General features: G+C 72.5%; 21 protein-coding genes. 9 read left to right on the top strand and 12 right to left on the bottom strand.

Going from position 1 to position 23,502, the window contains the following annotated elements:
* Positions 1-16: 16 nt before the first annotated feature.
* Positions 17-1,057, bottom strand: coding sequence for an NAD(P)-dependent alcohol dehydrogenase (locus ACH4OA_RS24695; protein WP_397941589.1), 1,041 nt, complete (start codon positions 1,055-1,057; stop codon positions 17-19).
* Positions 1,058-1,230: 173 nt separating this feature from the next.
* Between ACH4OA_RS24695 and ACH4OA_RS24690 the strand changes: the two genes are divergently transcribed.
* On the top strand, positions 1,231-2,139 hold the full coding sequence (locus tag ACH4OA_RS24690) for a helix-turn-helix transcriptional regulator (protein WP_365876226.1): 909 nt from the start codon (positions 1,231-1,233) through the stop codon (positions 2,137-2,139).
* Between the two features lie 117 nt (positions 2,140-2,256).
* Here ACH4OA_RS24690 and ACH4OA_RS24685 read toward each other — a convergent pair whose 3' ends face one another.
* The 5 genes from ACH4OA_RS24685 to ACH4OA_RS24665 all read right to left on the bottom strand — a co-directional run bounded on the left by ACH4OA_RS24685 (position 2,257) and on the right by ACH4OA_RS24665 (position 9,920).
* Positions 2,257-5,505, bottom strand: coding sequence for a S8 family peptidase (locus tag ACH4OA_RS24685; RefSeq protein ID WP_397971146.1), 3,249 nt, complete (start codon positions 5,503-5,505; stop codon positions 2,257-2,259).
* A gap of 302 nt (positions 5,506-5,807) precedes the next feature.
* Entirely contained in the window at positions 5,808-6,491 is a 684-nt protein-coding gene (locus ACH4OA_RS24680; protein WP_397949027.1) for an ABC transporter ATP-binding protein, read from the bottom strand.
* A gap of 44 nt (positions 6,492-6,535) precedes the next feature.
* Positions 6,536-7,960, bottom strand: coding sequence for an ABC transporter permease (locus ACH4OA_RS24675; RefSeq protein WP_397970952.1), 1,425 nt, complete (start codon positions 7,958-7,960; stop codon positions 6,536-6,538).
* A gap of 132 nt (positions 7,961-8,092) precedes the next feature.
* Positions 8,093-9,343, bottom strand: a complete 1,251-nt coding sequence (locus ACH4OA_RS24670; protein ID WP_365942179.1) for an Ig-like domain-containing protein — start codon at positions 9,341-9,343, stop codon at positions 8,093-8,095.
* Between the two features lie 232 nt (positions 9,344-9,575).
* Positions 9,576-9,920 carry a hypothetical protein gene (locus tag ACH4OA_RS24665; RefSeq protein ID WP_397941585.1) on the bottom strand — a complete coding sequence of 115 codons (345 nt, stop codon included), beginning with the start codon at positions 9,918-9,920 and terminating at the stop codon, positions 9,576-9,578.
* Positions 9,921-10,029: 109 nt separating this feature from the next.
* On the opposite strand from ACH4OA_RS24665, the gene ACH4OA_RS24660 reads away from it, so the two are divergent.
* On the top strand, positions 10,030-10,362 hold the full coding sequence (locus tag ACH4OA_RS24660; protein WP_397970949.1) for an LAETG motif-containing sortase-dependent surface protein: 333 nt from the start codon (positions 10,030-10,032) through the stop codon (positions 10,360-10,362).
* A 42-nt stretch (positions 10,363-10,404) separates the two neighbouring features.
* A complete protein-coding gene (locus ACH4OA_RS24655) occupies positions 10,405-11,199 on the top strand; it encodes a hypothetical protein (protein WP_397970947.1) in 795 nt (264 codons plus the stop codon).
* Between the two features lie 71 nt (positions 11,200-11,270).
* Here the strand turns inward: ACH4OA_RS24655 and hutH are convergent, their stop codons facing one another.
* The 3 genes from hutH to ACH4OA_RS24640 form a co-directional block, all read right to left on the bottom strand.
* Positions 11,271-12,830 (bottom strand): histidine ammonia-lyase, encoded by a 1,560-nt coding sequence (gene hutH, locus ACH4OA_RS24650; RefSeq protein WP_397941713.1) that lies wholly within the window; start codon positions 12,828-12,830, stop codon positions 11,271-11,273.
* An 88-nt stretch (positions 12,831-12,918) separates the two neighbouring features.
* Positions 12,919-14,061: a diguanylate cyclase domain-containing protein gene (locus ACH4OA_RS24645; RefSeq protein ID WP_397970944.1), complete on the bottom strand. Its 1,143-nt coding sequence runs from the start codon at positions 14,059-14,061 to the stop codon at positions 12,919-12,921.
* A 243-nt stretch (positions 14,062-14,304) separates the two neighbouring features.
* Positions 14,305-15,099 carry an enoyl-CoA hydratase/isomerase family protein gene (locus tag ACH4OA_RS24640; RefSeq protein ID WP_397970941.1) on the bottom strand — a complete coding sequence of 265 codons (795 nt, stop codon included), beginning with the start codon at positions 15,097-15,099 and terminating at the stop codon, positions 14,305-14,307.
* Between the two features lie 180 nt (positions 15,100-15,279).
* On the opposite strand from ACH4OA_RS24640, the gene ACH4OA_RS24635 reads away from it, so the two are divergent.
* Positions 15,280-15,795: a hypothetical protein gene (locus tag ACH4OA_RS24635; RefSeq protein WP_397970939.1), complete on the top strand. Its 516-nt coding sequence runs from the start codon at positions 15,280-15,282 to the stop codon at positions 15,793-15,795.
* 51 nt (positions 15,796-15,846) lie between these two features.
* On the opposite strand, the gene ACH4OA_RS24630 is transcribed toward ACH4OA_RS24635, so the two are convergent.
* Both ACH4OA_RS24630 and ACH4OA_RS24625 read right to left on the bottom strand, forming a co-directional pair.
* The gene (locus tag ACH4OA_RS24630; RefSeq protein WP_365878609.1) at positions 15,847-16,974 is read right to left on the bottom strand and encodes an adenylate/guanylate cyclase domain-containing protein; all 1,128 of its coding nucleotides are present in this window, start codon (positions 16,972-16,974) and stop codon (positions 15,847-15,849) included.
* A gap of 967 nt (positions 16,975-17,941) precedes the next feature.
* Entirely contained in the window at positions 17,942-18,802 is an 861-nt protein-coding gene (locus tag ACH4OA_RS24625) for a biotin--[acetyl-CoA-carboxylase] ligase (protein WP_397941576.1), read from the bottom strand.
* Between the two features lie 110 nt (positions 18,803-18,912).
* Between ACH4OA_RS24625 and ACH4OA_RS24620 the strand changes: the two genes are divergently transcribed.
* The 4 genes from ACH4OA_RS24620 to ACH4OA_RS24605 all read left to right on the top strand — a co-directional run bounded on the left by ACH4OA_RS24620 (position 18,913) and on the right by ACH4OA_RS24605 (position 21,741).
* Positions 18,913-20,535: an acyl-CoA carboxylase subunit beta gene (locus tag ACH4OA_RS24620; protein WP_397970936.1), complete on the top strand. Its 1,623-nt coding sequence runs from the start codon at positions 18,913-18,915 to the stop codon at positions 20,533-20,535.
* Between the two features lie 9 nt (positions 20,536-20,544).
* Positions 20,545-20,763, top strand: a complete 219-nt coding sequence (locus tag ACH4OA_RS24615) for an acyl-CoA carboxylase epsilon subunit (RefSeq protein ID WP_397941574.1) — start codon at positions 20,545-20,547, stop codon at positions 20,761-20,763.
* 100 nt (positions 20,764-20,863) lie between these two features.
* Positions 20,864-20,992, top strand: coding sequence for a morphogenic membrane protein MmpB (gene mmpB, locus ACH4OA_RS24610; protein ID WP_365878601.1), 129 nt, complete (start codon positions 20,864-20,866; stop codon positions 20,990-20,992).
* Between the two features lie 131 nt (positions 20,993-21,123).
* Positions 21,124-21,741, top strand: coding sequence for a Maf family protein (locus ACH4OA_RS24605; protein WP_397949017.1), 618 nt, complete (start codon positions 21,124-21,126; stop codon positions 21,739-21,741).
* Here the strand turns inward: ACH4OA_RS24605 and ACH4OA_RS24600 are convergent.
* Positions 21,713-22,273, bottom strand: a complete 561-nt coding sequence (locus ACH4OA_RS24600) for a hypothetical protein (protein ID WP_397941711.1) — start codon at positions 22,271-22,273, stop codon at positions 21,713-21,715. The genes ACH4OA_RS24605 and ACH4OA_RS24600 overlap by 29 nt on opposite strands.
* A 391-nt stretch (positions 22,274-22,664) precedes the next feature.
* Between ACH4OA_RS24600 and ACH4OA_RS24595 the strand changes: the two genes are divergently transcribed.
* A partial coding sequence (locus ACH4OA_RS24595) for a biotin carboxylase N-terminal domain-containing protein (protein ID WP_397970933.1) occupies positions 22,665-23,502 on the top strand: 838 nt, incomplete at its 3' end.

Below are 23,502 nucleotides of genomic sequence, written 5' to 3'. Positions count from 1 at the left end.
GTCGTACGGCTGATCGTCAGATCGTCGCCGTGTCGATCACGAAGCGGTAGCGGACGTCGCTCGCCAGCACCCGCTCGTACGCCTCGTTGACCTGCGCCGCGTCGATCAGCTCGATCTCGGCGCCGATGCCGTGCTCGGCGCAGAAGTCCAGCATCTCCTGGGTCTCGCGGATGCCGCCGATCATGGAGCCCGCGAGGGTCTTGCGGCCGCCGATCAGGGAGAACAGGTTGAGCTCGACCGGCTCCTCGGGGGCGCCCACGTTGACCAGCGCGCCGTCCACCTTCAGCAGCGACAGCAGCGCGCCGAAGTCCATCGGGGCGGACACGGTCGAGACGATCAGGTCGAAGGTGCCGGCCAGGTCCTCGAAGGTCTTCGGGTCGCTGGTGGCGTAGTAGTGGTCGGCGCCCAGCTTCAGGCCGTCGTCCTTCTTGCGCAGGGACTGGGACAGGACGGTGACCTCGGCGCCCATGGCGTGCGCCAGCTTGACGGCCATGTGGCCGAGCCCGCCCAGGCCGACGACCGCGACCTTCTTGCCGGGGCCCGCGTTCCAGTGGTGCAGCGGGGAGTAGGTGGTGATGCCCGCGCACAGCAGCGGCGCGGCCACGTCCAGGGAGAGGCCGTCGGGGATGCGCAGGACGAAGTTCTCGTCGACGACGATCTTCTCGGAGTAGCCGCCGTAGGTGGGCCGGCCGTCCTTGCCGACGGCGTTGTAGGTGCCGACCATGCCGCGCAGGCAGTACTGCTCCTCGCCGCGCAGGCAGTTCTCGCACTCGCGGCAGGAGTCGACCATGCAGCCGACGCCCACCCGGTCGCCGGCCTTGAACTTCGTCACGCCGGGGCCGACCTCGGAGACGACGCCCGCGATCTCGTGACCGGGGACCATCGGGAAGATGGCTTCACCCCAGCCCTCCCGTGCCTGGTGGATGTCGGAGTGGCAGATGCCGGCGAACTTGATGTCGATCAGGACGTCGTGCTCGCCGACCGCGCGCCGCTCGATGGTCGTCCGCTCCAGCGGGGCCTTCGCGGCGGGCACGGCGTACGCGGCAACAGTGGTCATGCCGGGGATCTCCTAGCGAGGGGGGTCTCGCGCCCGGCTGCCTTCCGCCGGGCACGGCGTCCAGCCTGCCGCGTGGGCGGGCGTTCACCCAGACCACGGTCTTACGTACGACCGCTGTGCGTACCACCAGCAGTGTCAGGCTCCGGTGCGTAGGACCAGGAATACTGGAGGGCATGGAGAGCAGGGACGAGCAGCCGGACGCGACGACGGCCACCGGCCGGACCCTGGACCGGCGGGCGGAGCTGAGCGAGTTCCTGCGCAGCCGGCGGGCCCGGCTGAAGCCGGAGGACGTGGGACTGGCCGGTTTCGGACGGCACCGCAGGGTGCCGGGGCTGCGCCGGGAGGAGCTGGCGCAGCTCGCCGGGGTGTCGGTGGCGTACTACACCCGGCTGGAGCAGGGCAACGGCCGGAACGTGTCGGCGGAGGTGCTGGACTCGATCGCCCGGGCGCTGCGGCTGACGGACGCCGAGCACGCGCACCTGACGCATCTGGCCAAGCCGACGGCGCACAAGAAGAAGCCGGCGGCCCGCCAGCAGCAGGTGCGCGGGGCGCTGCGGCAGCTCCTGGAGACGATGGACGGGGTGCCGGCGTACGTGGTGGGCCGGCGGGCGGAGATCCTCGCCTGGAACCGGATGGCGGCGGCCGTCTTCGGCGACTGGGCGGAGCTGGTGCCGGCCGAGCGGAACTGGGCGCGGCTGGTCTTCCTGCGCCCGGAGTACCGGGAGCTGTTCGTCGACTGGGAGCAGAAGGCGATCGACATCGTGTGCGCGCTGCGCATGGACGCGGGCTGCTATCCGGACGATCCCCGGCTGTCGGCGCTGGTGGGCGAGCTGTCGGTGAAGAGCGAGGAGTTCCGCCGGCTGTGGGCCACGCACGACGTCAAGGAGAAGAGCCATGGCGTCAAGGAGCTGCACCATCCGCTGGTGGGCGCGCTCGCGCTGCACTTCGAGAGCTTCCGGCTGACCGACGGCTCGGACCAGTCCCTGATCACCTACCACGCGGCGCCGGACACGCCCACCGCCGAGTCGCTGCGCCTGCTGGCGAGCTGGGGCGCGGACGCGACCCGGACGGTCTCGTCCTAGGACACCGGGCGGTGTCGTCCCGGGACACCGGGCGGGAGGGGCAGGACGGCGGACGGCCCGCGGCAAGCAGACGCTTGCCGCGGGCCGTCCTCACGCGTTACCGGGGCCGGTGAGGGCTCACTTGCCGTAGTACGCGTGGTAGATCGTGATCTCCGACGTGTTGCCCTTCTTGTCGGTGATCTTGGCGCGGAACGAGACGGCCTTGTTCTTCGCCGGGTTCTTGATGGTGATCTTGCCGTTCTTCACGGTGGTCTTCGTGAAGGTCTTGCCGTCGTAGGAGACGTAGACGGCGAGGGACTTCAGGTTGCCGCCGGCAGCGGCGCCCTCCACGGTGACCGGGAAGGTGACCTTCTTGCCGGCCGCGACGCGGCTGTCCAGGCCCGTGGTGGCCCCGAAGTGCAGGGCGGAGGCGGGCAGCTGGGCGGAGGCGCCCGACGGCTTCTTCGAGCGGAAGGTCCACGTCGCGTCGACCCGCGTGGAGGCCTCGGAGACCTCCGCGGACCGCTTGACCGAGGTGGTCAGCTTGTACGCCGCGTCGCCGGCCGGGACCTTGAAGGTCTTGTCGCCGTACAGCGGGTCGGCGTTGGAGCCGACCTTGGTGCCGTTGCGGTACAGGGTGGTCTTCACCGAGGTGTACGTCGAGTACCCGGCGTGCTTCGCGCCGTCGGCGAGCAGCGGCAGCATGCCGTAGATCTCGTTGCCGTCGCGGAAGAGGCCGAAGTCCTTGGTGAGGTGCGGGCCGAACACCGCGGTGTTGACCGTCTTGGTGTAGCTCTGGCCCGCCTTGAAGGCGAACTGGCCGAGCGAGTAGCCGGAGTCGGAGGCCGGGAAGCCATCCTTGTCCGGCTTGCCCTCCTGGCCGAACTCCAGCTCCCAGCCGACGCCGCCCTTGGCGGACAGGTGCAGGGTGCGGGTGCCGGGCAGGCTCTGCGGCACGCTGATGGAGCTGCCGCTGGTGCTGCCGGGCAGCCAGCCGACCGCGTCGACGGAGCCCTTCTTGCCGTGTGCGGCGGCGCCCATGCGGACCTTCACCGTGGCCAGGTCACCGGCCTTGTAGTGCTTGGTGTAGCCGGTGGCGAGCTGCCTGACCTGGGCGCCGCCCACGACGGAGTACTCCTCGGTCGCGCCCTTGGTCCAGTGGCCGTCCCACTGCTGCCACAGCGTCCCGGCGGGCAGCTGCGCGCCCAGGTGGGCGGTGCGGAAGTTCTTGTACGAGTCCAGGAACCAGCCGTAGCCGTACTGGCCGTCGCCGATGGTGACGTCGAACTCCGGCGAGACGAACTCGGACTTGGCGCCCGAGGCCGGGACGGTGATGTTCACCGGCTTGGCCTTGCGCGCGTCGATGGTGATCGTCTGCTTCTTGCCGATGGTCAGCTTCGGCTGCGCGATCCAGTCGATGCCCTTGGCGGGGTTGTCGAGGGCGCCGTAGACGGCGGTGTTGAGGATGTACGTGCCCTTGGGCGCGCGCGCCTTCACCGTGCCGGACTTGTCGTACGGGTTCAGCCAGGTGCCGTTGGCCAGGCCCGCCACGCCGCTGAGGTCGGCGTCGTAATACGGGGCCGGCTTGCCGTCGCGGCCGATGAACTTCAGCGTGACGTCGTAGGACTCGACCTCGCGCTGGACCGCGGCGGCGGTGCGGACCGTCTGGCCGTCGGCCTTCGCCGTCACGTACGCGGAGTAGGCGCCGTCGACGGTGCCGCCCAGCCTGGTGTCGGCGGTGAGGTCGACCGCGGCCGTGCCGTGCGCCGGGACGGTCACCTGGGTCGCGCCCAGCTTGAAGAAGCCCGCCGGGGCGGCGGCGCCCTTGGGGTTGGTGGCGGTGCTGGTGAGGGTGAGCGTGACGTCCTTGTCGCCGAGGTTGCGGTACGTCAGCTTCTTGGTGACGGCCTTGTCGTCGGTGTGCGGCCACTGCTGCACGCCGAAGTTCAGCGACACCGGCTCGGCGACGACCGACTGCTTGATGGCCTGGTCGACCTGGATGCGGCCCGTGCCCTGCTGGAACGGCGTGTACTTGCCGCCCTTGGCGGAGCCGGTGAGGGCGGCCTTCAGCTCGGTGTAGCCCCAGTCGGGGTGCTCCTGCTTCAGGATGGCGGCGGCGCCCGCGACGTGCGGGGTGGCCATCGAGGTGCCGGAGATGGTCAGGTAGCCCTCGGGCTTCTCCCCGACCTCCTTGTCGATGACGCTGCCCTCGGCCGCGGCGGCGGTGATGTCGACGCCCGGCGCGGTGACGTCCGGCTTGATGGCGCCGTCACCGGCACGCGGGCCGGTGGAGGAGAAGTCCGCCAGGACGTCCTTCTTGTCGACGGCGCCGACGGTGAGCGCGGCGTCCGCGCTGCCCGGCGAGCCGATCGACTGCGGGCCGTCGTTGCCCGCGGCGATCGCGAACAGGACGCCCTTCTCGGCGGAGAGCTTGTTGACCTCGGCCTCGAGCGGGTCGATCTCGGGGGTGTCGTAGCCGCCGAGGCTCAGGTTGATGACGTCGGCGCCCTGGTCGGCCGCCCACTCCATGCCGGCGAGGATGCCGGAGTCGTCACCGTAGCCGTCGTCGTCCAGGACCTTGCCGTTGAGCAGCTTGGCGTCCGGGGCCACACCCTTGTACTTGCCGCCCGACTTGGCGCCGGTGCCCGCCACGATGGAGGCGACGTGCGTGCCGTGCCCGAAGTGGTCGGTGGCGTCGGCGGCGGTGGTGAAGTTCCTGGACTGCGCCACCTGGTCCTTCAGGTCCGCGTGGCGGGTGTCCACACCGGTGTCCAGGATGGCGACCTTGACGCCCTTGCCGGTGTAACCGGCCTTCCACGCGGTGGGGGCGCCGATCTGCGGGACCGACTTGTCGAGGCTCGCCTTGCGGACGCCGTCGAGCCAGACGTGCGCGATACCGGAGGCGGTCTTGCCGCCGTTGGTGAGCGCGTCCCACAGTCCGGCGGTGTCCTTGACCGGGGTCTGCACGGCGTCCGCGTTGAGCGCCGTCAGGCTGCGGCGCAGGGTGCCCGCGTCCCGGACGTCGGCCTTGGCGGCGGTGGCGGTGCCGCGGTAGCCGACGATGACCTTCAGGCCGTTCTTCTGCGAAGCGCGGGTGACGGCCTTGTTCAGCTCGGTGACGTCGAAGAGGCGCTGGTCGAGCGTGCCGGAGGCGACCAGGTGGGCCGCGTCGGCGGGGATGACCAGTGTGTGTCCGGACGTCTTGCGGACCTGGAAGGGTATGTGTTCGCGGCCCTTGGCCCGCTCCAGGCCGACGACGCGGCCCTTGGCGTCGAGGGCGACGCGGTCACCGGTGATCAGGGTGACGTGGTGCTTGGCGGTGAGCTTGGAGGCGGCGGTGGCCGCGGTCGTGGTGCGGCCCGGCTTCGCCGACGCGGGGCTGGTCATACCCGCTGCGAGGGCGACCGCCGCGGCCGTCGCCACGGTGGCCGCGGCCGCGTTCTTCACTTGTCTGCGCAAGTTCTCCCCCTGGAGATGAGGTAACGGGCGAATTCCCCGTTCGCCCGGCCGGGGGCGGACTCGCACATCTGCACGCCAACCCCCCGGATCACGAAGTATGCCGGGGGGTGATCACGCGGCTCAATAGATGAGAGGACGGTGAGAAAGAGCGACCGGAAACTGTTACACGTCGCCCCGGATACCGTTACACAACCGCGAAGTCCCTTTACCGGAAAGGGTGTTATGGACCGTCAGGCGTCGGCGTTCTCCTTCACCGTGATCTTGCCCTTGCGCAGCGTGGCCAGTCGCGGCGCCTTTTTCGCCAGCGCGGAGTCGTGGGTGACCATGATGAAGGTCAGCCCGTGTTCCTTCCACAGGCGTTCGAGCACGTCCATGATCTCGTCGCGCATGCCCTCGTCGAGATTGCCGGTCGGCTCGTCGGCCAGCAGCACCTTGGGCTGCTTCACCACGGCGCGGGCGATGGCGACACGCTGCTGCTGACCTCCGGACATCTCGCCGGGCAGATGCCCGAGCCGCTCGCCCAGACCGACGGATTCCAGCGCCCGCGCGGCGCGTTCGCGCCGTTCCCCGGCCTTGACGCCGAGGGGGACGAGGGCGGTCTCGACGTTCTCCTGGGCGGTGAGCGTCGGGATGAGGTTGAAGGACTGGAAAACGAAGCCGATGTTCTGGCTGCGGAGCCGGGTCAGCCGCGTCTCGCCGAGCCCCGCCAGGTCGGTGCCGTCCAGGAGGACTTCCCCGGAGGTGGGGCGGTCGAGGCCGCCGAGCATCTGCAGCAGGGTGGATTTTCCGCCGCCGGTGGGGCCTTGGATGACGAGCCGGTCGCCGTCCGGGATGGTGAGGTCGATTCCGTCGAGGGCGTGGACGGTGTCCTTGCCTCTGGTGTAGCGCTTGGTGACGTTTTTCAGCTCGTACACGGGATGGCTCCTGAGTGGTTTACGGGACGGGTCGGAAAGCCGGGTCATTCCACCCGCCGCAGCGCGTCCGCCGGGCGCAGCCGGGACGCGCGCCAGCCGCCGAACGCGCCCGCGACCAGACCGCCGGCCACCGCCAGGCCCACCGCCAGCACGATCGTGGTGACGCTGACCGGGGCGGTGAGCGCCACCTCCAGCGTCTTCGCCGGCTGCCGGCCCGGTCCGCCGAAGCCGCCGCCGGTGGTGCCGCCCGCGCCGCCGCCGAGCTGGGCCTCGAGGCCGGGGCTGACGGCGGTGACGGCGTACGCGCCCGCCAGGCCCAGGGCGATGCCGAGGACGCCGCCGACCAGGCCGTTGACCACGGCCTCGCCGATCACCTGGCCGGTCACCCGGCCGGACTTCCAGCCCAGGGCCTTGAGCGTGCCGAACTCGCGGACCCGCCGGGAGACGGCGGAGGAGGTGAGCAGGCCGGCCACCAGGAACGCGGCCGCCAGCACGGCGGCGGACAGCCACCTGCCGACGCCGGCGGCGAGCGAGGAGGCGGTGGACAGGGAGCCGGAGACGGTGTCCGCGAGGTCGGCGGAGGTGGTGACCGTCGTACCCGGGACGTTCTTCCGGATCGCGGACCGGACGCTGCCGATCTTCGTGGAGTCGGTCGCCTCGACGTAGACCGTGGTGACCTTGTCCTTGGCGCCGGCCAGGGCCTGGGCCCGCTTCAGCGGCAGGTACAGGTCGGCGGCTGCGTCACCGCTGTCGGCGGTGGCGATGCCGATCACCGTGAACGCGACGCCCTTGACGGTGACGGTGGAGCCGGCCTTGTACTTCTTCTGCCGGGCGTAGGCGGAGTCCACGACGGCGACCTCGGCGTCCGACTCCGCCGGCCGGAAGGCGCGGCCGCTGGTGATCTTGGAGGAGGTCAGCGGGCCGAGGCCGGGCTTGGTGACGTCGGTGCCGTAGACGGAGTAGCTGTTGACGTCGAAGTCGGCGCCGCCGCCCTGCACCTGGCCCGGGCCGCCTTCGCCGCCGCGCTGGAAGCCGCCGCCGTCCTGCTGGACCTTGCCCCGGGTGAACTGGCCGCTGACCTTGACGACCTGGAGGCTCAGCCCGCCGACCGCGTCCGAGACGCCGGGCTGCGCGCCGACCTTGCCCACCGTGACGGCGGACAGCGTCTGGAAGCCCTGCACCATGACGCGGTCGCTGCTCTGGGCGGAACTGTCGTCGTCACCGCGCGCGTCGAACCGGAACCGGGGCCGCTGGGCGTCGCCGGTGGGCGCCGACGCCGCCTTGGTCACCGTCATGTCCGTGCCGAGCCCGTACAGCGACTGGAGGACCCTGTCCTGCGCCTTCCCCATGCCGTTCGACACGGAGTCGACGACGATGACGAGCGCGATGCCCAGCGCGAGGCCGGAGGCGACGACGAGGGCCGCCTTTCTGCGGCGGCGCAGTTCGCGCCTCAGGTAGGTGAAGAACATGGCCGCAAGCTAGGCACGGACCGTGATGCCACCATAAGGCCGCCATAAGAGCTGCATGAGAAGGCCGCGGCCGAAGGTGAAAAAGCCGGTGCCGCCCCTGGGGGCGGCACCGGCGGACGGGATGAGGGGGCGTCAGACGGCCGAACCGGCCTTCCACTGCGCCCAGTCCATGTTCCAGCCGTTGAGGCCGTTGTCCGGCGAGACCGTCTTGTCGCCGGTGTGCTGGACGACCACCACGTCGCCGATCAGCGTGTGGTCGTAGAACCAGGCCGCGGGCGTGCTCGGGTCGCTCGCGCCCTTCTTGTCCTGGAGGCCGACGCAGCCGTGGCTGGTGTTCACGTTGCCGAACACCGAGGGCGCGCCCCAGTAGTTGCCGTGGATGAAGGTGCCGGAGGTGGTCAGGCGCATGGCGTGCGGCACGTCCTTGATGTCGTACTCGCCCTTGCCGTCGTCGTCGGTGAAGCCGACCGTCGCGCCGTTCATCCGGGTCTCCGTGAACTTCTCGGAGACCACCATCTGGCCCTCGTACGTCTTGTTGTCGGGCGAGCCGGCGGAGATCGGTATGGTCTTGACGACCTTCCCGTCCTGCGTGATCTTCATCCGCTTGGTCTGCGCGTCGACGTACGAGACCTGGTTGCGGCCGATGTGGAAGGTGACCGTCTTCTGCTGGACGCCGTAGACGCCGGCGGCGCCCTCGACGCCGTCGAGCGCCAGCTTCAGGGTGACGGTGGCGCCTTCCTTCCAGTACTGCTCCGGGCGGCAGTCCATGCGGTTGGCGCTGAACCAGTGGCAGGCGACCTCCTGGCCGCTGCTGGAGCTGACCGTGATGCCCTTCTGCACGGCCGCCTTGTTGGTGATCGCCTTGTCGAAGTTGATCGACACCGGCATGCCGACACCGACGGTGGTGCCGTTGTCCGGGGTGAAGCTGCCGATGAAGCTGTTGGCCGGGGAGACGGTGGTGAAGGAGGCGTTCTCGTGGGCTATGCGGCCCTCGGAGTCCTTCGCCGCCGCGGCCAGCTTGTAGGTGGTGGACCGCTCCAGCTGGACGCTGGGCTTCCAGCTCTTCTTGTCCGCGGACAGCTGACCGGCGACGGTCTTGCCGTCCCGGCTGGTCATGGTGACGGCCGTCAGGGTGCCCTTGCGCACCGTGACGCCGGCGGCGTTGTTGATCGACGCGTTGTCCGAGCCGTCCTTCGGCGTGATCGTGATCTGCGCCTCGGAGGACTTCTTGGCCGCCGCCTCGTCGACCGTGGCCTGCGAGGTGTCGCCGCTGCCGCCACTGGAGGCATCGGCGTCAGCGCCGGAACACGCCGTGAGCACCAGCACACCGCCGAGCAGAGCGGACGCGGCCGTCAGGCCCCTGCGCCGCTTACTGTCCGTCATCACAAGCTTCTCCATCGTTGCCGAGTCGCGATAACCCCGAGAGTCCCCGTCGAGAACCTTCAACGCTACGGACGGTTCGTCCCGTTCCCCACCCCCTCAGGCTGTGGGGCATCCCACGTCCGCGGCTCGCGGCGGGACGCCGGTGGTGCGGGATGTGGTCCGTGCGCTCCCCCGGGACGACGAAGACCCCGGACGGCGGTCGCCGTCCGGGGCCCTGGGTGCCCCGGGACGCTCAGCCGATGCCGTCCTCTTCCTCGCCGTCCTCCCTATCATCCTCGTCCAGGTCCCACTCGGGCGAATCCGGGTCGTAGTCGATCGCCTCGCTGGACCAGGACGCCTGCTGGAGTTCCACTCCGGGCACCTCGCCGACCAGGTCGAACGGGTCCACGAGATACGCCAGGGCCTCCGCGGTGTCTTCCGTCACAGCGGCCTCGGCCTGGGGCCGCTCCGCCTGGGGCAGCTCGGTGTCCCCGGCCAGCCGGCGCAGCGCGGCCTTGGTCAGCTCGTCCTCGTCGTGCACTTCCAGCACCAGCTCGACGCGAAGCCGTACAAAACGTGAGGTCTCTTCTGTGGTCATGGCGCGAGCGTACGGCCGAAACCTCCCGTGACTTTCCTGTGACCCGCGCCTTTCACTAACATCGCCTCACACGGCCAATTCGCCAGCGTCACAAGGGGATCGATATTCCGTGTCATCCGCTCGCCGCCCGCTGCTGACCGCCACCGCCGCCGGCACCCTGCTGTGCGCGCTGTGGTTCGTCCCGTCCGCGAACGCCTCCCAGGAGGCCCCGGAGAGTCATGCGGCGGCTGTCTCGACACCGGCCCGGGTCGTGCACGTCACGCAGGCCAGAGCGGTCACGGCGCAGAGTGCCGGGACCGCGGAGCCGGCGGTGGAGAAGGCCGAACTGGCCGACACCGGCAGCTTCGACACCACGCCGTACGTCGTCGGCGGCAGCCTGTTCCTCGCCGTGGGCGCCGGATTCGTGGTGTATTCGGTGCGCCGCGAGCGCCTGGGGTTTTGATTTTTCTTGACTGAACTTTGACAGCCCGCACATAGTTCGCCCATGAAGAGATCAACGGGCGGGCGGATGTGCGCCGCCGCGGTCGTGAGCGTGCTGTCGCTCGCCCTCGTCACCGGCTGTGGCGACGAGAAGTCCCCGGGCGCCGGGAGCACCGCGGGCGGGGACGGGGCGAAGCCGGCCGCGCGGACGCCGAGCGCCGCCGAGCTGGAGAAGCTGATCATCGCCAAGGGCGAGGTGCCCGGGTACACGGTGGGGCCGGTCAAGGGCGGCGTCCCCGACCGGAGCAAGGTCACGTCCGCCGACGCCGGGTGCGTCCCGGTGCTCCAGGCCTTCGCCGGCATCGCGCCCGGCACCCCGGCGGCGCACACCAGCCGTATGGCGACCGAGGACAAGAAGGCTCCCACGGACGGCGCCACGTCCCTGGACGACCTGTCCGACGGCAGGTTCGAGGGCGCGGTCAACAAGTCCATGGACCTCGACGTCACCGTGGTCACCCTGGCCTCGTACGACGGGGACGGCGCCGAGCGGGCTTGGAAGTCCGTCCAGGACGCGGTCGAGAACTGCGCGGACGGCTTCGCCGGCGAGCAGGACGGCGAGAAGGGCCAGTTCACCAAGGTCGCCGAGGAGAAGTCCGCCGGCACGGGTGACGCGTCGGTGGCGTTCACGGCGACCGACGAGGCGGGCGAGGACGGCGCGCTGCCGCTGCACGCCGAGGTGGTGCGGCACGGCAACACGCTCGCGACGTACACCACGGTCAACATCGGCGCGATGATGAGCAAGAAGCCGTACACGGTCTCCGCCGCGGTGGTGAAGGCTCAGGCCGCCAAGCTGAGGTGACGTTCCGTCGATGACGCGGAAGGGGCCCCGGCCATGGCCGGGGCCCCCTCGCGTTCATCCGGAGCCGTGGCTCACTGGAGCGGGCCGGTGACCTTCTCCACGGCCGTGACCAGGTCACCGCCGCGCACGAAGGCGTCGGCGGCGGCCAGGTCGGGCGCGAGGAACCGGTCCGGGCCCGGCCCCTGGACGCCCGCGGCGCGCGCGGCGTCGATGACCGCCCGGGTGGCGGGCGCCGGGGTGAGGCCCTCGCGCAGTTCGACGGCGCGGGTGGCCGCGTACAGCTCGATGGCGATGACCCGGGTCAGGTTGTCCACGGCGGTGCGCAGCTTGCGCGCGGCCGACCAGCCCATGGAGACGTGGTCCTCCTGCATGGCGGAGGACGGGATGGAGTCGGCGGAGGCCGGTACGGCGAGCCGCTTCAACTCGCTGACCAGCGCGGCCTGCGTGTACTGGGCGATCATCAGACCGGAGTCGACACCGGCGTCGTCGGCGAGGAACGGCGGCAGGCCGTGGCTGCGGTTCTTGTCCAGCAGCCGGTCGGTGCGGCGCTCGGCGATGGAGCCGAGGTCGGCGACCGCGATGGCGAGGAAGTCCAGCACATAGGCGACGGGCGCGCCGTGGAAGTTGCCGTTGGACTCCACCCGCCCGTCCTCGCCGGAGCCGGGAGCACCGGGCAGGACGACCGGGTTGTCCACGGCGGCGGCCAGTTCGCGTTCGGCGACCAGGCGGGCGTGCGCGAGGGTGTCGCGGCCGGCGCCGGCGACCTGCGGGGCGCAGCGCACGGAGTAGGCGTCCTGCACGCGCGGAGCGTCGTCCTGGTGGTGCCCGGTGAGCCCGGAACCCTTCAGCACGGCGAGCATGTTGGCGGCGCTGGCGGCCTGTCCCGGGTGCGGCCGGATGGCGTGCAGTTCGGGCGCGAGGACCCTGTCGGTGCCGAGCAGCGCCTCCAGGGTGAGGGCCGCGGTGACGTCGGCGGACTTGTACAGGGTGTCCAGGTCGGCGAGGGCCATGATCAGCATGCCGAGCATGCCGTCGGTGCCGTTCAGGAGAGCCAGGCCCTCCTTCTCGCGCAGTTCGACGGGCCGGATCCCGTGCGCGGCGAGCAGTTCGCCGGCGGGCCGTACGGTGCCGTCGGGGCCCTCGGCGTCACCCTCGCCCATCAGGGTGAGGGCGCAGTGGGAGAGCGGGGCCAGGTCGCCGGAGCAGCCGAGGGAGCCGTACTCGTGCACGACCGGGGTGATGCCGGCGTTCAGCACGTCGGCCATGGTCTGCGCGACCTCGGGCCGCACTCCGGTGTGTCCCGAGCAGACGGTCTTCAGCCGCAGGAACATCAGGGCGCGGACGACCTCGCGCTCGACCCGGGGGCCCATGCCGGCGGCGTGCGAGCGGACGATGTTGCGCTGTAGCTGGGCGCGCAGCTCGGGGCTGATGTGCCGGGTCGCCAGCGCGCCGAAGCCGGTGGAGACGCCGTAGACCGGGTCGGGCTTGGCCGCCAGCGCGTCCACGATCTCCCGGGCCGCCGCGAGGGCCGCCACCGCCTGTGCCGACAGCTCGACGCGGGCACCCCCGCGCGCCACGGCGAGAACGTCGGACGCCGTGACACCGGACGTCCCCACCACCACAGTGTGCATATCCATATTCAGGAGCGTACGCATTGAATGCGACGGTGTCACTAGTGGAAGGCGGAGTCACCCCTTACCGCGCGGTGTGGGCTTCGCCTCACGGCCGGCGCCCGCGGAACCGGCGCCGCTCGGCGCGCGGCGGCGGCGGTTCGTCGGCCAGCCGTACGACCGGGTCCTCGGGCCCCTCCCGGCCGGCCACCACCGGCCGGCTCAGCCGCAGCGCCTTGGCCCGGTACTGGGCGGCGTCCGCGAGCCGGAACAGCCGCCGGGCGTCCCGCACCTCGCCGATCGCCTCCTCGGTCGAGGCGACCCCGCACGCGACGCCCTCGCCCAGCTGCAACTCCCCCGCCCTGCGGCACACTTCGTCCGCCGCCCGCACCACCTCGCCGGCCGGCGGCCCGACCGCGAGCAGGCAGAACTCGTCCCCGCCGAGCCGCGCGACCAGCGCGCCCGGCACCATCGCGCCGCACAGCGACAGCACCGAGCCGAAGCGTTCGAGGAGCCGGTCGCCGACGGCGTGCCCGAGGGTGTCGTTGACCCGCTTGAGCCCGTTGAGGTCGCAGACGACGAGGCTGACGGTCACGCCCTCCACCCGGTGCCGGTCCACGGCCTCCTCCAGGCGCACGTCCACGGCCCGGCGGTTGGCGAGACCGGTCAGCGGGTCGGTGTACGCGAGCCGGCGGGCCTCCTCCAGCCGCTCGGTCTGCGCCATGCCCGCGGCGACGACGGCGGCCAGCACGGTGGCGAAGTCGGCGTCGGCCCGCGCGAACAGCGGCGCCCCGACCGGGCGGGCCACGTACAGCTCCCCCCAGGCGCGGCCGTGCAGGACGACGGGGGCGACCACACAGCAGCCGCGGCCCCTGCGGCGCAGGGCCGCGACCCGCTGGTGGAGGTACCCGGGGGTGCCGGCGGCCGCGCCGGCGGCGGTCTCCACCCACGCGTGCGGGCCGCCGCCGCCGGCCCAGCGCTCGTGCAGGAACTCGGTGATCTCCGGGAACTGGTGCACCGGATACGTCTCGGACTCCGGGAACTCCTCCTCGTCCGGCGTGCGGTCCCCCACGTTCGCGAGGACCCGGAGCCGGCCCAGCTCGCGCTCCCACACCGACAGCGCGGCGAAGCCGCCGTCCAGCGCGTGGCAGGCGCCGAGGGCGGCGGCCCGCCAGGACTCCCGGGGGGTGTGCGCCGCCGCCATGCCCTGGGCCAGCGCCACGACCGCGGCCAGCCGCTCGTCCTCACCCATTACTCCAGATTAGGGAGGAATGTTCCCTTCCGGGATGTCGGGAGGGCGATCAGGTGGAGCACGCGGACCAGGCCGCCCCTTCCGGGACGCCGGTGAAGGCGAGCAGATGGACGGCGAGGCCCCGGCTGTCCCCTTCCGGGATGCCGGGGAGGCGATCAGGTGGGCCACGCGGCCCCGGCTGCCCCCTTCCGGGGTGCCGGGAAGCTGATCAGACGAACCGCGCGGCCCGGCCCGGGACCGGGCCTACTCGCCCGGCCACTGCGGCTCGCGCTTGTCGTTGAAGGCCGCCACACCCTCGGCCCGGTCCCCGGAGAACGCCACCGCCCGCCACGCCGCGTCCTCGACCTCCAGGCCCGCCCGCAGATCCAGCCCGTGCCCCAGCCGCAGCGCCCGCTTGGCGGCCCGCAGCCCCACCGGCGAGTTCGCGGCGATCCGGGCGCCGAGGGCCAGCGCCTCCTCCCGGTCCCGCCCCTCCTCCACCACCTGGTCGACCAGCCCCAGCCCGGCCGCCTCCGCCGCCTCCACCCGCCGCGCCGTGAAGATCAGCTCGGCGGCGCGCGCGGCACCGACCCGCCGGGGCAGCAGCTGCGTGCCGCCGCCGCCCGGGATCACTCCCACGGACACCTCCGGCAGTCCCACCACCGCCGTACGGTCCGCCACGATCAGGTCGCAGGCCAGGGCCAGCTCGAAACCACCGCCCAGCGCGAAGCCGTGCACCGCCGCGATCGTCGGCATCGGCAGCTCCAGCACCCCGGTGTACGCCCCGCGCGCCACCGGGCGCTGGCGCACCAGTTCGGCGTCGGTGAAGGAGTTCCGCTCCTTCAGGTCCGCCCCGACGCAGAACGCCCGTTCGTGCGACGAGGTCAGCACGACCACCCGGGCCTCGCGGTCACCGGCGAGCGCGGCGCACGCGCCGGCGAGGGAGCGGGCCATCTCCGTGGAGACGGCGTTCATCGCCTTGGGCCGGTCCAGCACCAGCTCCACGACCGGCCCGTGCCGCCGCACCAGCACGAACTCCCCGAACCGCTCCTCGCTCATGACGCCCTCCGGTTAACGCGGGTTAACTTCCTACACGTCCGATCATCGCAGCCGCGACCGATCCGGAAAAGACCAGGGCCCTACGCCCGTTCGAGTGACAACCCGGCCGTATCCCGGCACCTCGCCCACCGTGGCGCATAACGTGCGCTCCTTCATGGCGCGCGCCGGGGAGGAAAACCCATGACACCGAGGGCGGCACCGCAAAGTGCGCCGGGCGTACGCCGCGGACGGCACCGCAAGCCCCGCTCCCGCACGTGGCTGCTGACGGCCGGCGCGCTGATCCTGGCCGCGGCCGTGCTCGCCGTGCTCCGGACCGCCCCGGCACCGGGCACGGGCGCACCCGCCACGACGGACGCGGTCCCCCGCCCGGCCGACCGCTCCCCGCGCCCCGCGGCGAGCACCCGGGCCGCCACGCCACCGCCGGCGCCCGCGCCCGTGACCGGCGCGAGCCGCACCCCCCTCCGCACGCCCGCGAGCCCCTCGGACGCGCCGTACCCGGACCGTCCGCACCGACCGGAGCAGCCCCGCGCACCGCGCCCGCCGGCCACCCCCGCGCCGTCCCTCCTGGCCACCCGCTCCACCCCGCCCGCCACCGGCCCGGCGGGACCCGGTCCGGACCGGCCCGGACCGGACGGGGTCTGCCTGCCGGTGATCGGCCTGTGCGTGGACGTACTCGGCGACCGGGACGGACGGTGACCGGCTGGGGCCGGCCGTCGCGGGTGCTCAGCCGGGACGGACGGTGACCGGCTACGACTGGGCGTCGCGCCGGGTGAGCAGCCAGGGCTCGACCACGCCGAGCCCGCGCACCGGGCGCTGCCACATCGGCTGGAGCGCGAAGCGGTACACCGGCGGCTCCTCGCCCTCCTTCTCGGCCGCCGCCGCGGCCTCCGCCGCCTCCGCCTCGGAGACCGGCGCCTCGCCGGTGCGGATCAGCTCCTCCGCGAAGGCGCTGTCGACCAGGACGGCGTCCCGGGGGGCTATGGACGTCAGCCGGGAGGCCAGGTTGACCGTCGTACCGAACACATCGCCCATCCGGGTGGTCACCGTGCCGAACGCCATGCCGACCCGCAGCGCGGGCATCGTCTCGTCGTTCGCCAGCGTCTCCACCAGCCGCAGCGCGATGTCCGCGGCCGTACCGGCGTCGTCCGCCGCGTACAGCACCTCGTCGCCGAGGGTCTTGATCAGCCGGCCGCCGCGCGCGGCCACCAGGTCGGCGGCGGTCGTCTCGAACGCCTCGACCAGCTCGCCGAGCTCCTCCTCCTCCATCCGGCGGGTGAGCCGGGTGAAGCCGACGAGATCGGCGAAGGCGACGGCGAGCCGCCGGTCCACCATCTCCTCGTCGTCGGCGACCTGCACGACCCGGCCGGCGGAGGCGGCGAGCTGGCGGCGCCAGACGTAGACGAGGAACTCCTCCAGCTCGGGCAGGAGCAGCTCGACGATCGGGTACGTCACCTCGGTGCGGGTCATCCCCGGCTCCGGCGGCTCGGTCAGGCCCTCCAGGAACGAGTCGATCTGCCACTCGGCCAGCCGGGCGGTGGTCTGCCCGGTGGACCGGGCCACCTGCACCGCCATCGCCTCGCTCAGCAGCCCGGCCTCCACCAGACCGGCGAGCCGGCGCAGCGCCAGCACGTCGGCCTCCGTGAGGGCCTTGGCCTGGCCGATGTCCGCGAAGCCCATGGCCCGCCAGAACCGGGACGCCAGCTCCATGGAGACACCGGCGCTGCGGGCGGCCTGGAACGGGGTGTAGCGGCGCTCGGCGCCCAGGATGAGCTGTTCGAGCCGCAGGGCCAGCGGGTCCTCGCCGGTGTCGGGGGCGTGGGGATCCACCCGGTCGCCGTCCCCGCCAGCGCCGGAGCCCGTGTCGTCGACGGTCACGCCTGCTGCCCTTCCGATCTGCCGCGGTCAGGTTTCGACCGGCCTCAACTCTACGGCAGGTGTGCGCCAGCTCACTCCGTCGGGCCGGGCCGACGGGTCCCTCCCGGACCCCCGCCACCGCTCCGGGGCCACACCCCCGTCCCCCGCATCGAAGCAGGTCCAAGGCAATCCCGCGCTGGCTGCCCCGCGCTTCCCGGGCGCCCGGTGGGCACCGGCGCCCCGAACCCGGCCGACACCACGAGCGGCCGACGCCCCCGGGCGGGGCGGCGGCAGGACGGTCGACGGCAGGGCTGTCGGTGCCACGGTCGCGTACGGCGGGAAGGGGCCGCGCCGGGGGGCGTCCGCCCGCGGACGTCGACACAGCGCCCGCGCCGGGAGGCGACCACCCGCGGCCGTAGACGCGGCGCCCGCCCCGGCGGATGTCCGCCTGCGGCAGCCGACACAGCGCCCCACCGGGAGGCGACCACCCACAGCAGCCGACACGGCACCCGCGCCGGAAGGCGACCATCCACAGCAGCCAGCGCGACGGCCGTGACGGGAGGCGCCCACCCACGGCCGTAGACGCAACGTCCACGCCGGGAGGCGACCACCTTCGGCCGTAGACGCGGCACCCGCGCCACCGGATGTCCGCCTGCGGCAGCCGACACGGCGCCCGCGCCGGAAGGCGACCACCCACAGCACCCAGCGCGGCAGCCGTGGCGGGAGGCGCCCACCCACGGCCGTCGGCGCAACGTCCACGCCGGGAGGCGACCACCCGCGGCCGTAGACGCGGCGCCCGCCCCGGCGGATGTCCGCCCGCGGCAGGCGATACGGCACCCGCGCCGTGTGGTGCCGCCCGCGGCAACCGGCGTAGCGGCACCGGCCCCTTTGCTCGTGCCCGGTCCCGCGCCGTCCCCACGACGGACGCCCCCGCCAGGGCCGCCGCACCGGCGTCCCCCCGCGCCGCCCCCAGGCGCGCAGCCGCCTCCTAAGCGGGACGCACATGCACGATGTCCCCCGCTCCCACCGGCTCCTGCACGCCCTCCTTGGTGGCGATGACCAGCCGGCCGTCCCCGTCCAGGGCCACCGCCTCGCCCACCAGCGCCCGGTCGCCGGGGAGTTCCGCCCGTACCTCGCGGCCCAGGGTCGCGCAGCCCGCCGTGTACGCCTCCAGGAGGCCGCTCGCCGAGGCGTCGCCGCCCGCCGCGCGCCAGCGCCCGTACCAGTCCTCCAGCGACCGCAGCACCGCCCGCAGCAGCGGATCCCGGTCCGTGCTCACCGCACCGGCCAGCGCCAGCGACCCCGCCTGCGGCACCGGCAGCTCGTCCGCCCGCAGGGTGACGTTGATCCCGACGCCGACGACGACGCCGTCCGCGCCGGCCCGCTCGGCCAGGATGCCGCCGGCCTTGCGCTCCTGTCCGCCGACGGTCACCAGCAGATCGTTCGGCCACTTCAGCGCTGTATCGACGCCCGCCGCCCGCGCCAGCCCCGTCGCCACCGCCACGCCCGTCAGCAGCGGCAGCCAGCCCCACCGTGCCACCGGCACCTCGCCCGGTTCGAGCAGGACGGAGAAGAACAGCCCCGAGCGCGGCGGCGCGGTCCAGCTCCGGTCCAGCCGGCCCCGGCCGGCCGTCTGCTCCTCCGCGACCAGCACCACCCCCTCCCCGGCCTCCCCGGCGGCGGCCCGCGCGGCGAGGTCGGAGTTGGTGGAACCGGTCCGCCGCACCACCTCGATCTCCCGGTACAGGCTCCCCTCCCGCACCAGCCCGCGCCGCAGGGACACGGCGTTCAGGGGCGGACGGTCGAGGTCGGACCAGCGGCTGTCGTCTGAGGGATTCTGGGGCGTCATGCAAGCCACCCTAGGTGTGGTAAACGACGCACTGCTGATCGGTGAGCCCGCCACTACTCTACGAATGAGTAACCGTCCCCCCTTTTGAGCAGGCAGGGAGCCGCATCCCGATGTCCGAGCCGGAAGAGCGTCACGAGATCCAAGAGATCGACATCCACACGACCGCGGGGAAGCTCGCGGATCTCCAGCGGCGCATCCACGAGGCGACGCACGCCGGCTCGGAGCGCGCCGTCGAGAAGCAGCACGCCAAGGGCAAGCTGACGGCCCGTGAGCGGATCGAACTCCTCCTCGACGAGGGTTCCTTCGTCGAGCTGGACGAGTTCGCCCAGCACCGCTCCACCCACTTCGGACTGGAGAAGAACCGCCCGTACGGCGACGGCGTCGTCACCGGGTACGGCACGGTCGACGGCCGCCCGGTCGCCGTCTTCTCCCAGGACTTCACCGTCTTCGGCGGCGCCCTCGGCGAGGTCTACGGCCAGAAGATCGCCAAGGTGATGGACTTCGCGCTGAAGACCGGCTGCCCGGTCATCGGCATCAACGACTCCGGCGGCGCCCGCATCCAGGAGGGCGTCGCCTCCCTCGGCGCGTACGGCGAGATCTTCCGCCGCAACACCCACGCCTCCGGCGTCATCCCGCAGATCAGCCTGGTCGTCGGCCCGTGCGCCGGCGGCGCGGTCTACTCCCCGGCCATCACCGACTTCACGGTCATGGTCGACCAGACCTCGCACATGTTCATCACCGGCCCGGACGTCATCAAGACGGTCACCGGCGAGGACGTCGGCTTCGAGGAGCTGGGCGGCGCCCGCACCCACAACACCGCCTCCGGCGTGGCCCACCACATGGCCGGCGACGAGAAGGACGCCATCGAGTACGTCAAGCAGCTGCTGTCGTACCTGCCGTCCAACAACCTCTCCGAGCCCCCCGTCTTCCCCGAGGAGGCGGATCTCGCCGTCACCGACGAGGACCGCGAGCTGGACACCGTCGTACCGGACAGCGCGAACCAGCCGTACGAGATGCGCACGGTCATCGAACACGTCCTGGACGACGCCGAGTTCTTCGAGACGCAGGCCCTGTTCGCGCCGAACATCCTCACCGGCTTCGGCCGGGTCGAGGGCCGCCCGGTCGGGGTCGTCGCCAACCAGCCGATGCAGTTCGCCGGCTGCCTCGACATCGACGCCTCCGAGAAGGCCGCGCGCTTCGTGCGCACCTGCGACGCCTTCAACGTCCCGGTGCTCACCTTCGTGGACGTGCCCGGGTTCCTCCCCGGCGTCGGCCAGGAACACGAGGGCATCATCCGGCGCGGCGCCAAGCTGATCTACGCCTACGCCGAGGCCACCGTCCCGCTGATCACCGTCATCACCCGCAAGGCCTTCGGCGGCGCCTACGACGTGATGGGCTCCAAGCACCTGGGCGCCGACCTCAACCTCGCCTGGCCCACCGCCCAGATCGCCGTCATGGGCGCCCAGGGCGCGGTCAACATCCTGCACCGCCGCACCCTCGCCGAGGCGGAGGCGAACGGGGAGAACGCCGAAAGCGTCGAGGCGGTCCGGGCCCGCCTCATCCGGGAGTACGAGGACACCCTCCTCAACCCCTACGTCGCCGCCGAGCGCGGCTACGTCGACGCGGTGATCATGCCGTCCGACACCCGCGCCCACATCGTCCGCGGTCTGCGTCAACTGCGCACCAAACGGGAATCCCTGCCTCCGAAGAAGCACGGAAACATCCCCCTCTAAGGAGCCGCTGTGACGATCAGAGTCGTACGGGGCAACCCGACCCCCGAGGAGCTGGCCGCCGCCCTGGCGGTGGTCCGTGCCCGCGCCGCGGCGGCAGCGGCGGCGCCGGGCGCGGCGGAGGGCGCGCGCGGCCCGAGGGACGCGTGGTCCGACCCGGCCAGGATCGCGGCGGCCCGCGTCCCGAGCCCCGGGCAGGCGTCCTGGTCCCGCACCTACTGGCCCGGCTGACCTCCGGACCACGCGGGGCGGCGCGGAGTGGCGCGGCGCGGGGCGCCAATTGAGTACCGGTACTCAGGCGCACGCTTCCGCCAGGCCGCACGCTGGAGGGATGCTGTGGTCAGACCCGGAGGACGAGCCGCCGAAGGAACTGCGTGACGCGCAGGCCATGCTGCGGCGGCTCGGCCTCCTCATGGCCCTCGCGATGGTCCTGGCGATGATCGTGATCGGCCTGAGGTGAGCCCGGCGGCGCGGTCCGGCCAGGCCTTGTCCGGCCCTGCGCGCCGTCGCCCGCCGGGCCCTGTCCGCCCTGCGCGCCGTCGCCCGCGGGGCCGCGGACGGGACCTGCCGGGCAGGCCCTAACCTGGCCGCATGACTGCCACTCCCCGCAGGCGGCTCGTGCTCGCCTCCCAGTCCCCCGCCCGGCTGGGCCTGCTCCGGCAGGCCGGACTCGACCCCGAGGTCATCGTCAGCGGCGTCGACGAGGACGCCGTCACCGCGCCCACCCCGGCCGAGCTGGCGCTCGCCCTGGCCGAGGCGAAGGCGTCGGTGGTCGCGGCGCGGCCCCAGGTGCGCGGCGCCCTGGTGATCGGCTGCGACTCGGTGCTGGAGCTGGACGGGCGGGCGCTCGGCAAGCCGGCCGACGCCGAGGAGGCCACCGCCCGCTGGAAGGCCATGCGCGGGCGGGCCGGGGTACTCCAGACGGGGCACTGCGTATGGGACACGGAGGCCGGTCGGTACGTGTCGGCCACCGCCTCCACCGTCGTCCGGTTCGGCGAGCCGAGCGACGCCGAGATCGCCGCCTACGTGGCCTCCGGAGAGCCCCTCCACGTCGCCGGTGCCTTCACTCTGGACGGCCGTTCGGCGCCGTTCGTGGAGGGCATCGAGGGCGACCACGGCAATGTGATCGGCATCAGCCTGCCCTTGGTGCGCCGGCTGCTGGCGGAACTGGGAGTGGGCATCACGGAGTTGTGGGCGCCCCGGAGCTGACCTGGCCGGGCACGGAGTCCTGCGGCCCGCCGGCGCCGTCCCGCGGTCCGTCCGTACGGCTCGCCGGCACGTCCGCGTCGACGGGCGCCGCGCCCGGCTCGGGCCGGGCGGCCGGTCCGGCGTCCCCGCCGGGCGTGCCGCCGCCGCCCGCGCCCTCCTCCGGACCGGCCGCGCGGTCGTTGGTCATCAGGACCAGGACGATCAGGCCGCAGACCACGAGCATGAAGACGAACGCCGGCCAGCCGACCAGGCCCCAGGCGAACGCGCCGAGCAGGCCGTGCACGACGGCCACGCTGATCAGCAGGACCCGGCCGAAACCGGCCGGGGCGCGGTCGCGTACGGCGACGAGCGCGGCCACCAGCGCGCACAGGGCGAAGTAGAGCCCGAAGAGGACCCCGGCGACCTTCGAGGACGTCGACATGACGTGCGGGTCGAGGCCGGCCAGGGACATCTTCTGCCGGTCCACGACCATGCCGAGGAACCAGTTCAACGCCGTGACGAACACCGCCTCCCCGAGGAGGACGACCGCCACCGACCCTGCCACCGGTCTGCGCACCACCGGTCCCCACCCACTCTCACGCCGACAGCCTGTTACCTCAGGTACGTTCGAGACAGCGCGAACGCTACTCACGGGTAAACCGGGGGACAAGGGTTCGGGCGGCAGCAAAGAATCATTGGGCCATTCGTAGGGACTCGACAAAGAATCCGAGTGGGCCGCAGCACGCCCTCACAGAGACCTTGACCACATGACGGGGCTAGGGTTTTCCGCAGGAGTCCTGCGTACCGCGGTACGACATGGGCTTTTGCGGGTCGAGCGAGCCACGTATCACGCTCCGTGTGGGCAAGCTCACCAGTGGGGACGGGTCGAAGTGTCGTGTCGGCAGTCCCTAAACTCGGCTTGTTTCAAGGAGGGAGCCTCAATCGTGCGCAAGGTGCTCATCGCCAATCGTGGCGAAATCGCTGTCCGCGTGGCCCGGGCCTGCCGGGACGCGGGGATCGCGAGCGTGGCCGTCTACGCCGACCCGGACCGGGACGCATCGCATGTCCGCGCGGCGGATGAGGCGTTCGCCCTGGGCGGTGACACCCCGGCCACCAGCTATCTCGTCATCGACAAGATCCTGAACGCCGCCCGCGAGTCGGGGGCGGACGCCGTGCATCCGGGGTACGGCTTCCTGTCGGAGAACGCCGAGTTCGCCCAGGCCGTGCTGGACGCGGGCCTGATCTGGATCGGCCCGCCCCCGCAGGCCATCCGCGACCTCGGTGACAAGGTCGCCGCCCGGCACATCGCCCAGCGCGCCGGCGCCCCCCTCGTGGCGGGCACCCCCGACCCGGTTGCGGGTGCGGAGGAGGTCGTGGCGTTCGCGCGGGAGCACGGCCTGCCCATCGCGATCAAGGCCGCGTTCGGCGGCGGCGGCCGCGGCCTGAAGGTGGCCCGCACCCTGGAGGAGGTCCCCGAGCTGTATGACTCGGCGGTGCGCGAGGCGGTCGCCGCGTTCGGCCGCGGCGAGTGCTTCGTGGAGCGCTACCTCGACCGGCCCCGGCATGTGGAGACGCAGTGCCTGGCCGACAAGCACGGCAACGTCGTCGTGGTCTCCACCCGCGACTGCTCCCTGCAGCGCCGCCACCAGAAACTCGTGGAGGAGGCCCCCGCCCCGTTCCTCACCCAGGAGCAGGTGGCGGAGCTGTACCGGGCGTCGAAGGCCATCCTGAAGGAGGCCCGCTACGAAGGCGCGGGCACCTGTGAGTTCCTCGTCGGCCAGG

The sequence above is a fragment of the Streptomyces sp. NPDC017095 genome, assembly GCF_044332325.1.
Lineage (GTDB): Bacteria > Actinomycetota > Actinomycetes > Streptomycetales > Streptomycetaceae > Streptomyces.
Note: the sequence above shows the minus strand (reverse complement) of the source record. Positions and strands in the feature narration are given on the sequence as shown.

What these genes read in the sequence shown, in the direction of transcription:
- ACH4OA_RS24640 (WP_397970941.1), bottom strand. Translation starts at nt 15,099, where the DNA reads ATGAGCGAGGAGCGGTTCGGGGAGTTCGTGCTGGTGCGGCGGCACGGG.
- ACH4OA_RS24620 (WP_397970936.1), top strand. Translation starts at nt 18,913, where the DNA reads ATGTCCGAGCCGGAAGAGCGTCACGAGATCCAAGAGATCGACATCCAC.
- ACH4OA_RS24685 (WP_397971146.1), bottom strand. Translation starts at nt 5,505, where the DNA reads ATGACCAGCCCCGCGTCGGCGAAGCCGGGCCGCACCACGACCGCGGCC.
- ACH4OA_RS24645 (WP_397970944.1), bottom strand. Translation starts at nt 14,061, where the DNA reads ATGGGTGAGGACGAGCGGCTGGCCGCGGTCGTGGCGCTGGCCCAGGGC.
- ACH4OA_RS24625 (WP_397941576.1), bottom strand. Translation starts at nt 18,802, where the DNA reads ATGACGCCCCAGAATCCCTCAGACGACAGCCGCTGGTCCGACCTCGAC.
- ACH4OA_RS24605 (WP_397949017.1), top strand. Translation starts at nt 21,124, where the DNA reads ATGACTGCCACTCCCCGCAGGCGGCTCGTGCTCGCCTCCCAGTCCCCC.
- ACH4OA_RS24690 (WP_365876226.1), top strand. Translation starts at nt 1,231, where the DNA reads ATGGAGAGCAGGGACGAGCAGCCGGACGCGACGACGGCCACCGGCCGG.
- ACH4OA_RS24675 (WP_397970952.1), bottom strand. Translation starts at nt 7,960, where the DNA reads ATGTTCTTCACCTACCTGAGGCGCGAACTGCGCCGCCGCAGAAAGGCG.
- ACH4OA_RS24655 (WP_397970947.1), top strand. Translation starts at nt 10,405, where the DNA reads ATGAAGAGATCAACGGGCGGGCGGATGTGCGCCGCCGCGGTCGTGAGC.
- ACH4OA_RS24665 (WP_397941585.1), bottom strand. Translation starts at nt 9,920, where the DNA reads ATGACCACAGAAGAGACCTCACGTTTTGTACGGCTTCGCGTCGAGCTG.
- ACH4OA_RS24635 (WP_397970939.1), top strand. Translation starts at nt 15,280, where the DNA reads ATGACACCGAGGGCGGCACCGCAAAGTGCGCCGGGCGTACGCCGCGGA.
- ACH4OA_RS24670 (WP_365942179.1), bottom strand. Translation starts at nt 9,343, where the DNA reads ATGACGGACAGTAAGCGGCGCAGGGGCCTGACGGCCGCGTCCGCTCTG.
- ACH4OA_RS24695 (WP_397941589.1), bottom strand. Translation starts at nt 1,057, where the DNA reads ATGACCACTGTTGCCGCGTACGCCGTGCCCGCCGCGAAGGCCCCGCTG.
- hutH (WP_397941713.1), bottom strand. Translation starts at nt 12,830, where the DNA reads ATGCACACTGTGGTGGTGGGGACGTCCGGTGTCACGGCGTCCGACGTT.
- mmpB (WP_365878601.1), top strand. Translation starts at nt 20,864, where the DNA reads ATGCTGTGGTCAGACCCGGAGGACGAGCCGCCGAAGGAACTGCGTGAC.